The following is a 13,951-nucleotide window of genomic DNA, read 5'->3' as shown; positions in this document are numbered from 1 at the left end:
ATGATGGCAAAAAGATTTTTGAAATATTTTTTTACAGGAACTGCAGTTTTACTTTTATTGTGTATCCTTCTGGTTGTGACATTTGATCCCTTTTATCAGTATCACAAGCCCCTGCCTGGACTGAAGGCAGTTCTGACAGACAAGGAATACCAGTGCGCAGGCTCGTTGAAGAACTTTGACTACGATGCCGTGATCGCCGGTTCTTCTGTATCTGAAAACTACAATAATCACTGGTTCGACGAAGGTTTTAACTGCACCTCCATCAAGGCGATCCGGTCTTATGGCGCTACCGCAGATCTCTGCTATCTGCTCGATATCGCTTTCCAGGATCATTCGATAAATTATGTTTTTTATAACCTGGACCCCTCCGCCCTCTGCGCCGACCCGGTCACTACCTTTGAAAGCACCGGCTGTCCTATGTACCTCTATGATGACAACCATCTGAACGACATTGAATATCTCCTGAATAAGGATGTGCTTTTTGAAAAGATCCCCTACATGATCGCCCAATCACTGACCGGTGACTACGACGAGGGGAACTCCTACAACTGGGCTCAGTGGAAATCCTTTAATGAGGATATGATCCTGGGACTTTATATCCGGAAAATGAACATTGAAGACATGAAGCCGGAAACCTGCTATCAGGATAAGCTTGACGGAAATCTTGCCCTGCTCTGTGCAGAGATCGAGGCCCACCCTGAAACACAATTTAAAATTTCCATTCCACCATATTCCATGCTCTGGTGGGACAATATCTACCGGAACGGAGAAACGGAAAGCTACCTGTACAACATGGAACAGGCCATGGAAAAACTTCTTACTTATGAGAATGTGGAACTGTATTATTTCCTGAATGACAGAGAGATCGTAACAGATCTGGACAACTATATGGATCTGCTTCACTTCTCCCCGGAGATCAACCAGTACATCTGTGACAGTATGATCAGGAATGATCACAAAGTCACAGAGGCAAACTGCCATGAGATCATAGAAGATTCCCGCTCTCTGGCTTATCAGGCCGTTAACGAGCTGATAAAGCCCTATGAGGACAGGATCAAAGTGGATATTTATGACTGATGTCTGAGCTGTTTAATCCTCCAGCAGTCGCAGGCCTGCGGTATCAGTAACAGGCAGGGAAAATACGATGGATTTTGCCTTGGTATCCAGTCCTGCCTGTTCCATCACAGCCTTCATGATATCATTCTTCTGCTCCTTCTTTGCCACGATAAAGATCATTTCCTTCTCGGCCGCCAGAGACACGCCCATAAATTTCTCGGCCTGCTCCATACCGGTGCCCTTGGCATGGATCACCGTGCCGCCATAAGCTCCGGCTCCTCTTGCTGCGTCCATAACCATTTCAATATATCCCTGATTGGCGATCACAATCACAAGTTCATATGTAGTATCCTTCAAGGCTGATTCCTCCTCTTTCTGAAAATCCTGACCCACTGTGAAAAACTGTAGTGCTTTCTTCCCCCCGATACTGCTGAAGGGCACGATAAAGGCAATACCGCCTCCCGGTGCATCGATCTGCAGCTTTTTCTGCAGACTCTTCTTCGTCTTATAAAAATTCTCATCTGTCAGTACAGAAAAGATCACTGCCTTTTCTGTCGCTTCCAGTCCCAGATAATCAAGCACATCTCCTGAGGCAGTTCCATCTCCCAGGGTGACAAGCATGATCTGCTGCCCCTCCTCCTCATAAAGATGAAGGTATTTTCTGACCTGGTTCCTGTCCACGATCGTTGTCATCAGATTTAGTTTACTCATAATTCAATAATCTCCATATCTCCATAGGCTTCCAGTGTCGCTGCCATACCTGCTGCATGCTTCTTCAGATTCTCTGCCTTAATTCTGTAGATCACACCAAGGATCTGGATCGTGATCAGCGGTGTCATGGCTACCATGGCCACTACACCAAAGGCGTCCGTAATGATATTACCACCCACACTGCTGCAGGCACCCATGGCAAAGGGCAGCAGGAAGGTTGCCGTCATAGGTCCGCTTGCCACACCACCGGAGTCAAAGGCAATCGCTGTAAAGATCTTCGGTACAAAAAAGGTCAGTATCAATGCTACGGCATAACCGGGAATGAGAAACCACATAATAGAAATCCCTGTCAGTACCCGGATCATTGCGAGGCCTATGGAAACTGACACACCAACAGAAAGACTGGTTCCCATGGCTCCTGCCGAAATTGCCCCATCCGTCAGCTCCTCTACCTGTTTGGTCAGGACAAATACTGCCGGCTCCGCCTGTACAATGAAATAACCGATGATCATACCGATCGGTACGATAATAAACCGGTAGGGCAGTCCTGCGATCACCTGTCCCAGATAATTGCCGGCCGGCATAAATCCTACATTGACTCCTGTTAAAAACAATACCAGACCTACATATGTATAAACAAGACCAATCCCGATCTTGATCAGAGTCTTTTTCTTGATATCCCTTGCGATCAGCTGAAAAATGCCAAAGAAAACAATGATCGGCAGAAGAGAGACCACCATTTCTTTCATATACTCCGGAATTTCTGTCGCGAACATATGCCAGAGCGCTACAGAGTCCTGGATTTCCGGAATAGCCTGCGGTACATAATCCATACTGTCCGGATGATAAATAAGTCCAAGGATCAATACAGCGATGATCGGTCCGACAGAACAGAGTGCCACCAGGCCAAAGCTGTCATCTGAGGCATGCTTATCACTTCGGATCGCACTGATACCAATACCAAGAGCCATAATAAAGGGAACTGTCATAGGTCCTGTCGTCACACCTCCGGAGTCGAAAGCAACTGACAGAAAATCTGCCGGTACAAACAACGCCAGACCAAAAACGATCAGATAACAGATCACCAGCATTTTAGGAAGTGAAATAGAAAGCAGCATACGGAGCAATGCTGCTACCAGAAAGAAGCCGACCCCTGCCGCTACCGCCAGGATCAGTACTATATTGGGAACAGAAGGAACCTGCTGTGCCAGCACCTGCAGATCCGGTTCTGAAAGCGTTATCACAAATCCCATGATAAAGCCAACCAGAATCACAATGCTCAGCTTTTTACTCTTTGTCATTGTTGTTCCAACCCTCTCTCCCATAGGTGTCATGGAAAGATCCACACCAATAGAAAAAAGCAGCATTCCCACGATCAGAAGCACTCCGCCTATAAGAAACGCCATCACAATACTTGGTGAGATCGGCGCAATGGTAAAGCAAAGCAGAAGTACAATCGCTATGATAGGAAATACTGCCTTTAGGGTTTCTACAAATTTTTCTTTGAATTTCGATCTGTTAATTCTCAATAATAATCGTCGCCTTTCTGTTATGCTCTTTCCTTTGTTGATTTTCAGTATAACATAAGAAATTGCTCACATTAAGCGGATTTACAGAATTTTAATTATTCAGACTATTTTTTAACATTTTCTTTACAGAGGCAACAGCTGACAAGATTCTTATTCCTGTATCATCTCCCCGGTCAAACAGTAAGTTCCTAGTTCTGCCCGTAATAGGCATTTGCACCATGCTTTCTGTAATAGTGCTTATCCTGCAGCTCCTGCGGTGCCGGTGCAACCTTAGGATTGATGGTTTCTGTCCGGTACGCCATCTTGGCAACCTCTTCAAGAACAACTGCGTTATGTACCGCATCCATGGCATCCTTACCGAAGGCAAAGGGACCATGGTTCTTGCACAGAACTGCCGGTACTGCCATGATCTCCTTATTCATTCTCTGGAATTCATTGACGATCAGATGACCGGTATTCTCTTCATAAGCCTCATCGATCTCTTCCTTTGTCAGGCAGCGCAGACACGGAACCTCGCCGTAAATATAATCTGCATGGGTCGTTCCATAGCAGGGAATACTTCTGCCTGCCTGCGCCCAGCTTGTCGCATAGGAAGAGTGAGTATGTACGATCCCTCCGATCTCCGGGAATGCCTTATATAGCTCCAGATGGGTAGGAGTATCTGATGAAGGCCTCAAATCTCCTTCTACTTTATTTCCCTGCAGATCCATGACAACCATATCAGCCGGTGTCATCTTCTCATAATCCACACCGCTTGGCTTGATGACAAACAATCCGCTCTCGGTATCAATGGCGCTGACATTTCCCCAGGTAAAGGTAACCAGTCCATACTTTGGAAGCAGCATATTCGCTTCGTATACTTTTTGCTTTAAATCTTCTAACATTCTTCTGTCCTCCGGATTCTTCTTTTCCTCTGCAGAGCCGACTGCCCTGAAACAGCTCAGCCCTTCAATGCCTCTACAGCTGCTCTCTCTGCGGAAAGCCCCTTCATATAACGCTCCATGAAGCTTTCAAAGCCCTTCACCTCAGCAGGATCCGGTGAAATACTGCTGCCGCTTTCTCCGGCAAAGACCACTCTGTTTAGAAATGCCTGCAGCTCTTCGTTCTGCTCCTTTTCCTGCATATAAGCTGCAAGGAGAGCGATTCCCCATGCACCGCCTTCTCCTGCTGTCTCCATGACAGAAACTGGTGTATTCATGGCTGCTGCCGCGATCCTCTGTCCGACTTCTTTGGTCTTAAACAGACCGCCGTGGCCAAACATCCTGTCAACCTTCACATCCTCCTTCTCAAACAGCAGATCAAGTCCTGATTTTAATGCTGCCAGGGAAGAATAAATATGGGTTCTCATAAAGTTTGCCAGGGTAAAGTGATCCTCAGCCTTTCTCATAAAGAGAGGAGCCCCTTCTTCAAAGCCGGTAACCGGTTCTCCTGAGAAGTAATTGTAGGAAACAAGACCGCCGCAGTCTGCATCTCCTTCCAGTGCTTTCTCAAATAAAGTAGTATATAAGGTATTCTTGTCTACCTTGTGGCCAATGCTCTCTGCAAATTCATCAAAAATATTGACCCATGCGTTGATATCAGAGGTACAGTTGTTGCAGTGTACCATGGCAACGGGTGCCCCATCCGGTGTAGTTACCATATCAATCTGCGGATAAACAGAAGACAGAGCCTTTTCCAGTACGATCATGGCAAAGATACTGGTTCCTGCAGATACATTACCGGTTCTGACCCCGACACTGTTGGTTGCTGCCATACCGGTTCCTGCATCTCCCTCCGGAGGACAGAGCGGAATTCCCGCCTCCAGTCTGCCGCTGACATCCAGAAGTGCTGCTCCCTCCTTTGTCAGGACGCCAGCCTTTTCTCCGGCTGTCAGGACACCCGGCAGGATCTCTGTCAGTTTCCAGGAAAATCCACAGGATGCGATGAGTTTATCAAACTTATCCACCATTTCCGCATCATAGGTGCCGGTGGTGCTGTCAATCGGAAACATACCGGATGCATCACCCACACCAAGCACCTTTTCCCCTGTCAGCTTATAATGCACATAGCCTGCCAGTGTGGTCAAAAATGCGATATCCTTTACATGTGCTTCCTGATTCAGGATCGCCTGATACAGATGGGCAATACTCCATCTCTGTGGAATATTAAAGGAGAATTCCTTTGTCAGCTTCTCTGCCGCTTCCTCTGTAATGGTATTTCTCCAGGTACGGAACGGTACCAGCAGCTCATCCTTTGCATCAAATGCCAGATAGCCGTGCATCATGGCTGAAAATCCGATGCCCTCAAATCTACTGACAGAAACGCCGTAGGTTTTGTCAATATCCTTCAGAAGATCCTGATAGCAGTCCTGAAGCCCGCCCCAGATATCCTCAAGGGTATAGGTCCAGATCCCATTATCAAAGCGGTTCTCCCACTCATGGCTTCCACTGGCAAGGGGCTTTCCTTCCTCATCAATCACAACTGCTTTGATCCTGGTAGAACCAAATTCTATTCCGAGGAAAGATTTTCCCTCTTCAATTAATTTTTTTGCTTCCATTTCGCAAGTAACCTCCTTTTGCTTCTCTTATTACCATACCACAAAATTTAGCGGTAAAACACCTCTCCGAGCATCAAATCTCTCTTAAAATCACGGATTTTTGTGTCCTTGTCAATATAAACAGCCTCTACACCCATAGCAGCTGCAAAATCACCCATCTGCTCTGCTGTCAGGTCATAGGTGAATGCTGTATGGTGGGCGCCGCCAGCCAGGATCCACGCTTCTGCTCCGGTATACATATCCGGCTGTGGTGTCCAGAAATTGGTCGCAACGGGAAGCTTTGGCATGGGCTTTTCTACCTTCTTGCAGTCTACATCATTGATGATCATACGGAACCGGTTGCCGAGATCTATAAGGGATACTGCTATACCGCTTCCTTCTTTGGAGGTAAATACCAGTCTTGCCGGATCCTCTCTGTCACCCATGCTTAAGGGCTGACACTTGATACTGATAGGGCCATCTGCGATAGAAGGGCAGATCTCCAGCATATGGGCTTCCAAAATGCCTTCCTTTCCCTTCACCAGATTGTAGGTATAGTCTTCCAGCATGGAAGTTCCCTTCGGATTCTTCATGTCACCGGTCATGATCTTCATCAGTCTGACCATGGCTGCCACCTTCCAGTCACCCTCTGCACCAAAGCCATAGCCCTTTTCCATCAGTCTCTGGATGGCAAGTCCGGGAAGCTGCTTCAATTTCCCAAGATCACCAAAGTGCGTTACGATCGCCTGATAGTTCTTTTCCTCCAGGAAACGCTCAAAACCGATCTCGATCTGTGCCTGGACAGCCACATGCTTCTTAAATTCCTCCGGATCTCTTCCCTCCAGAAGAATATTGTATTTCTCATAATACTCATCCACCAGCGCATTGACATCAGAAGCAGAAACCGCATCCACACTTTCTGCGATCTCATTTACAGGGTATGCATCTACTTCCCAGCCAAATTTGATCTGTGCTTCTACCTTGTCACCTTCGGTAACCGCTACATTTCTCATATTGTCTGCCACACGCATGACACGGATATGGCTGCTCTCCACGATACCTACCGCTGTTCTCATAAAGGATGCGATTCTGCCGACTACCACAGGATCAGACCAGTGGCCAACAACTACCTTTCTCTCGATCCGCATTCTGCTGACAATATGACCATATTCCCTGTCACCGTGGGCAGACTGGTTTTCGTTCATAAAGTCCATATCAATGCTGTCATAGGGAATTTCTTCATTGAACTGGGTATGGAAATGCAGCAGGGGCTTACGATACTCCTGCAGACCCAGGATCCAGGATTTTGCCGGTGAAAAGGTATGCATCCATGTGATCACACCGGCACAGCTTTCATCAAGATTTGCCTCATTAAAGGTTCTGCGGATCAGTTCATTAGTGATCAGCGTAGGCTTCCAGACCACCTCATAGGGAAGAAGTCCGGATGCATTCAGTGCATCTACGATCTTATGGGAATGCTCTGCTACCTTTGCAAGGCACTCCTCTCCATAAAGATCCTGGGAACCGGTGCAAAACCAAAATACATAATTCTTTTTCTGTAACATACAAGATACCTCCTTACAATACATGAAATAATCGTCTTTTATACTGTAATGGTATAACTTGTATGCTTATCTTTACAAGTTGTTTTTTCGCCGCCGCCATCCTTGTCAGCGTCTGTCAAGACAGGAATTTCCGATCACCAGCTCCGGCTCAATCAGGATCTGTTCGCTCTCCAGACCTTCCCTGTGGTGGATCAGATCAAGCAGAAGCTCTGCCGCCATCTCTCCCAGCTTTTCCTGCGGGTGAACAATGGTCGTCAGGTGAAAGCCGTCACCTGCAGCCATAAAGGAATTGTCGTAGCCGGTAACAGAAATGTCCTCCGGCACCCTTTTTCCCATATCCTGCAGTGCCTGTATCACCTTCATGGCGATCTGGTCATTGTAGCATACGACACTGTCCATGGCAGCCTGCTTCTGTACCAGCCTGCATATCCCATCATAAGGGTGCACCCTTCTGTCCTCCGTATAAAACCAGATCACCCTGTCCGGATCATAGACAAGTCCGGCCTCCTGCAGCGCCTGTACATAGCCACGGTGTCTGTTCTGTCCCTGCATATCATCTGACTTGAACACGCCAATGATATTCCTGTGCCCGGTCTCGATCAGATATTTCGTGATCAGATAGCCACCAAGGCAGTCGTCCATCAGCACCTTTGGCTTTTCACTGAGCTGATCAAAGCACCCCTGGATAAACACATAAGGAATCCCGTATTCCTCCAGCTTCCCATAAAGCTCCGTATGACGACAGTAAATATGGCTCTTGCTTGGCTCTATGATGATCCCCTCAATGTCCTTCTGTAAAAGCTCCTCCAGGCACTTCGCCTCCTGGCTTCTGGAGTTCTTTGTATTTTTCAGGATAATACTGTATCCCTCTCTGGTCAGTACCTCATCGATCCCCTGAATGACCCGAGGAAAAATATAGTCCGACAGATAAGTAGTGACAACAGCAATATTTCTGGAATTTCCTGTGTGCATCACTCTTTCCCGGCAAAATGTTCCCCTGCCATGCTCGGCATAAATATAGCCTTCACTATCAAGTACTGCCAGCGCTTTCCTGACCGTCTGACGGCTGATCTGGTAAGCCGCTGACAGTTCATTTTCAGAGGGAAGCTTATCGCCTGGGCGGATCTCGCCCTTTGTCACCTTCTCCTTCAGATCTGTCATAAGCTGATAATACTTGGGCTGCTTCTGCCCACAAAAGCTTTCACCTTTCGTCATTCATCAATTCTCCCAACGTTGTTTCACCCCAGCTATAGTTCGTCAGGTAGCTTCCCTTAAATAGCTGTGAATATTCCTCTTTCCCTGAAAGATAATTATACAGATCACACTCGACCTTATCCATGACAATACGTCGTTTTCCATCGACAGCTTCCACAATACCGGAAATTCCATATTCCTCCAGTGTGCTTTTCAAACGCAGCGCAACTTTCCGGTATCTCGAAAGAGTCAGCGTATTTGCCGGCTCATCCTCCCACAGAAAACTGACAGCCTCTTCAGAAGTAACATATCCCCCTTTACGATCAACAAGCAGTGCAAAAAGCTCCTTGGATTTTTTGTTGCGGAATGCAATAGGCGTGTCCCCTACAAACACATCAAAGTAACCAAAGGTGCGGATGGACACCGTACGTTTCTCTGCCAAGGTCGATCTGTCCGGTTCCAGACCTCCATCTACTGAATAAAGCATAACATAACGGGAAAAATTTGTGTTTGGCTCTTTTTCGGAACAAATTGCCTTGATCTTACATTCTTTCTCAGACTGATAATCAAAATAAGCAAACTCTGCTTCCCCGGCTCTTAGTAATTCCATATATTTTTCATAAGGAACTTCGCTGTATGCAACAAAGCTTTCTAAGGGAGTGAAGCATTCCATCAGTGGAAGCCATTCTTCCTCCGTATAGCCAAAAAATTCACAGACATTTTCAGTTGCATACAGCGGCTTTACCAGACCCTTTGCTGTAACTTCAAAAGCTGCAATGCCATCCGAAAATTTTGTGACTAAATTTCGCATTTTTTCTTTCAGCTGATTGTTTTCTTCCTTCAGTGCAGCAGAATTCCCCGTCTCTTTTGTCTCTCGACAGCAATAGAGACTGACCGATTCATCAACTTTGATAAATATACCCGTATATTGCCTGATGCTGTTATTGGTAGAACGGGCCTTATAGATGACTTGCGGCGGTCTGCCGTCAATTCCATCCAGCCTCTTTTGACAATAATCCCTGAAAAAATGCCGCACAATATCCTGCTGTTCTATATTTACGGATGCGATCAGCCACTTTTCCAGTGCATCCTCAATTTGCATTGCTATATTTTCAAATCTCTTAAAATAAGATGTCTCTTCACAATACAGGCATTTCACGGTGCCGGCATCAAAATTAAATTCAAAAATCTTATCATAAACATCAGTAAGAGCCCGCAGATAGCGTTTGCTTTCATTCGCCTTCCGTGCCTGATAACGCTCCGTAATATCCATGCAAACACTTTGAAACTCTGCTTCCCCATGTTCATTGACACACTTCGTAACCCACCCGAAAACATGTGCACGGTATCCATCACAGCAAAGCAATGTCATATCTCCGGCGATTGGAGCATCCGCAGAAAAAACACGGTTCAGATATTTTGAAAATCTGCGTCGTTCCTCCATGGGGATCATCAGGAAGATATTGCTTTTATACATTTCCAGATAATCAATTTCCCCCTCTTTTGCTTCTGGAAAACGCAGGATTTCAAGCATCTTTGAATTGATATATGTAATTCTCGGCTGTTTTTCACAGGTATATCTTAAAATTCCGCAAGGAACAGTTTCATTCAAAAATACCAGATCAGTATTCCTGTTTTTTATATCGGTGATATCTGTTAAAACAGAATGCCCGATGAGTGTTCCATCATCCAGTCTCCCGGGTGTAACGGTATCTCTTACCCAGATAACTGTACCATCTTTTTTTATAAGACGGTACTCACCTGTAAACGTCTGCTCTTTCAGAATTATATTCTGGATAAAATCAAGATACTTTTCAAGATCTGCAGGATGTACCATTTTTGCATAAAGATCTGTTCTGTCATCCAACAGTTCATTTTGCTGGATCCCAAGCATTGCACACAGATTACAGCTGACATAATTCAGGTGTACAGGAGATGTCAATATATACTGATGAAAACCACATATTTGATGGTCAAGTATTTTCTCCATGTTATTCAATGCGTTATTCATACTATCTCCTTTTACAGAGTTTCCTCCTCTGCCAACGGTATTATAAATCAATCCATGTTATATTACAACTAATGCGGTACCTGCTATTTCTGACCACGAAGCACCGTCTTTTGTATCTTACCGCTGATGGTCTTAGGCATTTCAGTTATGAATTCCACGAAACGGATCCATTTGTATTCTGAAAGCTTCTGATTGCAAAAATTTTTAATTTCCAGCTCAAGCTCCTGTGACGGCTCATACCCTGCCCCAGGAACAACAACTGCCTTGATCGCCTGACCCCGCAGAGAATCCGGTACGCCGATCACACTGCATTCTACAACGGCAGGATGCTCCATCAGCACATTTTCCACTTCATAAGGTCCAACCCTGAAGCCGCCTGTCTTGATGATATCATCAAAACGTCCATGGAACCAGTAATGGCCATGTTCATCCATATATGCCGCATCACCCGTATGATATACCCCATCACGCCAGACATATCCGTACTGTTCATCATCGTCTAAATATGTAGTAAATACACCCGGCTGTTTACCAGCCTTTTCGGGAATAATAACAACCTCCCCTATTTCGCCAATCCCTGCAGGTTTTCCGTCCTTTCCCCGAAGCTCAAGATTGTAAAAGGGGGACGGTGTTCCCATGGAACCCTCCACGGCATCATAGCCTTTGAAATTTGCCATTAATAATGTTGTCTCAGTCTGTCCGTAGCCCTCACAGAGTTGAAGTCCGGTACGTTCTGTAAACTTATGAAACACCTCAGGGGCTAACATTTCACCTGCTGTGGTCGCATGTCTGAGTGTTGGCATGTCAGGAATGCCTTTACGCACAAGGTAACGATAAACTGTGGGAGGTGCACAGAAGGAGGTTACACCATAATGGTTGATAACTGCAGTCAGCTGCTTTGGCTCAAAGTTATCAAAATCATACACCATAACCGCACAGCCAACCAGCCATTGTCCATAAAGCTTACCCCAGGATGCTTTTGCCCATCCTGTTTCCGCAACAGTAAAATGCAGGCCGTCTTCCTCTGCCTGATGCCAGTACTTTGCCGTGACGATATGTGCAAGCGGATAACTGTGATCATGAATTACACCTTTAGGATATCCTGTAGTGCCGGATGTAAAATACAGCATCATAGGATCCGCCGCCAGGGTCTGCACACGTTCAAATTCTTCAGAAGCTTCTTTCATAGCTTCTGTCATATTTTCAAAGCCGTCTGCATCCCCCTGTACACACCAGAGCTTTGCTGTCATGCCAGCCTCTTCCAGCGCTTCGGTAATTTTTCCGGGGACCTCGTTCTGGGTAGTGCATACAAATGCCTTTGCCTTAGAAGCTTTCATGCGATATACAAGGTCGCTGACCGTCAGCATATGCGTTACCGGTATCATCACTGCACCCAGCTTGTGCAGTGCCACTGCAGCAAACCAGTATTCGTAGTGCCGCTTCAGGATCAGCATAACACGGTCTCCGTGGCCTATTCCTGCACTTTGAAACACATTCGCCATCTGATTGCTGTACTTTTTTATATCTGCAAATGAAAAAATATGTTCTTCACCTTCTACATTGCACCAGACCAGCGCACGTTTTTGCGGTGTTTCATCTGCAATTTTATCAACAACATCATAACCGAAATTAAAGTTATCCGGATATTTCAGTGTTATTTTTTGTAACCTGCCGTTTTCATCAACAATTTCACTACAGTATTGTTTATATATACTCATTTTCACTCCTTAACAACTGCGCTTACACCCAGCTTACGGAATCTGTCATAGCGGCTCTGAATCAGGTCAGCTTCCTCAGACAATACTTTTAGCTCTTCCATCAGTAGGGTGCGGATACGGTCATAGAATTCCTTTTTCCCGATATCATTTTCGGAAAGGATGCGTTCAATCACACCGATACTTTTTGCATCTTCAGCCGCTAATTTCAAGCTTGCTGCTGCCATTTCTGCTTTTGCAGCATCTTTCCATAGAATACTTGCGCAGCCTTCTGGGGAAATGACAGAATATACGGCATTTTGCAGCATCCAGACTCTGTCGGCAACTGCAAGACCAAGAGCACCTCCACTACCACCTTCACCAATTAAAATAGAAATGATCGGAACACAAAGCGTGGACATTTCCAGCAGATTTTCAGCGATCGCCTGTCCCTGTCCCCGTTCCTCAGCCCCGACTCCACAGTATGCACCGGATGTATCGACAAAACAAATAACTGGTCTGCCGAATTTTTCAGCCTGTCTCATAAGCCGCAGGGCTTTGCGATAGCCTTCAGGCTGAGGCATACCAAAATTCCGATAGGAACGCTCCTTTGCCGTATGACCTTTTTCAATTGCAATTACCGTCACGGGAATATTACAAAGCTTTGCAATGCCACCCACAACAGCGGGATCATCTGCAAAACGGCGATCACCATGAAATTCAATAAAGCCGCCAAAAACATTTTTAATGTAGTCAAGCCCTGTCGGTCTTTTACTATCACGGGCAAGCTTCACCCGTTCATAAGCAGTCAGGCTCATATCATAATCCTCCACCATGCATTTTCAGCAGCTCATTCAGATACTTTTTCTGGCTGGAGCGTTGAATAATGCTGTCAATAAATCCATGCTTCAGTACAAATTCAGACTTTTGAAATCCTTCCGGCAGAGTCTTCCTTGTCGTCTGTTCAATCACTCTTGCCCCTGCAAACCCGACAGTTGCACCGGGTTCAGCAAGAATAATATCTGCTTCCATAGCGAAGCTCGCCGTCACACCACCCGTTGTCGGATCAGTAAGAACAGCAATATACAAAAGACCTGCATCACTATGCCGTTTTACCGCTGCGCTTATTTTGGCCATCTGCATCAGAGACAATAAACCTTCCTGCATACGGGCACCGCCAGATACAGTAAAGCCGATAACCGGCAGGCGGTGCTGCACGGCATACTCAAATAGTATCGTTACTTTTTCACCAACAGCACTACCCATGCTACCCATCATAAAGTACGGTTCCATAACAAACAGACAGCATTTTTGTTTCCCAATAGCAGCCGTACCGCAGACCACGGCCTCCTTTTCGCTGCTTGCTACACGGACAGTTTCAAGCTTCTCCTTGTATCCGGGAAAATTTAACGGATTATCAGCTTTCATATTAGGATATAGCTCATGAAAGCTTCCCTTATCCGTGATCATCTGTATACGCTGACGTGCTTTCATACGAAAATGATAACCACAGGAACAGACAAGATCATTTGCCCAAAGGCGGCTCAGCGGAACATCCTTGTGACAATTCGGACATTTCTTTTCCGGCTCACCGTCATCACGCTGGACAGGAGCAGAAGAACGTCCGCCTTCTTCTAATTGATTTTTAGGTTTCAAAAAATTAAGTAATGCCATTT

Annotated in this window: 11 protein-coding genes; 1 reads left to right on the top strand and 10 read right to left on the bottom strand. The window is 45.9% G+C overall.

The genetic code is table 11. The annotated features are described in order from the left end of the window. Entirely contained in the window at nt 1-1,077 is a 1,077-nt protein-coding gene (locus OCV77_RS12490; protein ID WP_262575334.1) for an SGNH/GDSL hydrolase family protein, read from the top strand. A gap of 12 nt (nt 1,078-1,089) precedes the next feature. Here the strand turns inward: OCV77_RS12490 and OCV77_RS12485 are convergent, their stop codons facing one another. The 10 genes from OCV77_RS12485 to accD form a co-directional block, all read right to left on the bottom strand. Next, a complete protein-coding gene (locus OCV77_RS12485; protein ID WP_262575333.1) occupies nt 1,090-1,767 on the bottom strand; it encodes a P-II family nitrogen regulator in 678 nt (225 codons plus the stop codon). After that, nucleotides 1,764-3,296 carry a DUF1538 domain-containing protein gene (locus OCV77_RS12480; protein ID WP_262575332.1) on the bottom strand — a complete coding sequence of 511 codons (1,533 nt, stop codon included), beginning with the start codon at nt 3,294-3,296 and terminating at the stop codon, nt 1,764-1,766. The genes OCV77_RS12485 and OCV77_RS12480 overlap by 4 nt, the downstream gene beginning before the upstream one ends. A gap of 188 nt (nt 3,297-3,484) precedes the next feature. Further along, nucleotides 3,485-4,180 (bottom strand): L-ribulose-5-phosphate 4-epimerase, encoded by a 696-nt coding sequence (locus OCV77_RS12475; protein WP_262575331.1) that lies wholly within the window; start codon nt 4,178-4,180, stop codon nt 3,485-3,487. Between the two features lie 56 nt (nt 4,181-4,236). Beyond that, nucleotides 4,237-5,832: a xylulokinase gene (locus tag OCV77_RS12470; RefSeq protein ID WP_262575330.1), complete on the bottom strand. Its 1,596-nt coding sequence runs from the start codon at nt 5,830-5,832 to the stop codon at nt 4,237-4,239. A gap of 47 nt (nt 5,833-5,879) precedes the next feature. After that, nucleotides 5,880-7,376: an L-arabinose isomerase gene (gene araA, locus OCV77_RS12465; protein WP_262575329.1), complete on the bottom strand. Its 1,497-nt coding sequence runs from the start codon at nt 7,374-7,376 to the stop codon at nt 5,880-5,882. 105 nt (nt 7,377-7,481) lie between these two features. Then, nucleotides 7,482-8,591 carry a GntR family transcriptional regulator gene (locus OCV77_RS12460; RefSeq protein WP_262575328.1) on the bottom strand — a complete coding sequence of 370 codons (1,110 nt, stop codon included), beginning with the start codon at nt 8,589-8,591 and terminating at the stop codon, nt 7,482-7,484. Further along, nucleotides 8,578-10,581, bottom strand: a complete 2,004-nt coding sequence (locus OCV77_RS12455; RefSeq protein WP_262575327.1) for a PAS domain-containing protein — start codon at nt 10,579-10,581, stop codon at nt 8,578-8,580. The genes OCV77_RS12460 and OCV77_RS12455 overlap by 14 nt, the downstream gene beginning before the upstream one ends. 83 nt (nt 10,582-10,664) lie before the next feature. Continuing rightward, on the bottom strand, nt 10,665-12,299 hold the full coding sequence (locus tag OCV77_RS12450; RefSeq protein ID WP_262575325.1) for an AMP-binding protein: 1,635 nt from the start codon (nt 12,297-12,299) through the stop codon (nt 10,665-10,667). 2 nt (nt 12,300-12,301) lie between these two features. Continuing rightward, nucleotides 12,302-13,093 carry an acetyl-CoA carboxylase carboxyltransferase subunit alpha gene (locus OCV77_RS12445; protein WP_262575324.1) on the bottom strand — a complete coding sequence of 264 codons (792 nt, stop codon included), beginning with the start codon at nt 13,091-13,093 and terminating at the stop codon, nt 12,302-12,304. 1 nt (nt 13,094) lies between these two features. Beyond that, the gene (accD, locus tag OCV77_RS12440; protein WP_262575323.1) at nt 13,095-13,949 is read right to left on the bottom strand and encodes an acetyl-CoA carboxylase, carboxyltransferase subunit beta; all 855 of its coding nucleotides are present in this window, start codon (nt 13,947-13,949) and stop codon (nt 13,095-13,097) included. Nucleotides 13,950-13,951 lie beyond the last annotated feature (2 nt).

Origin of the sequence: Suilimivivens aceti, assembly GCF_025567405.1 — a bacterium.
GTDB lineage: Bacteria > Bacillota > Clostridia > Lachnospirales > Lachnospiraceae > Suilimivivens > Suilimivivens aceti.
Note: the sequence above shows the minus strand (reverse complement) of the source record. Positions and strands in the feature narration are given on the sequence as shown.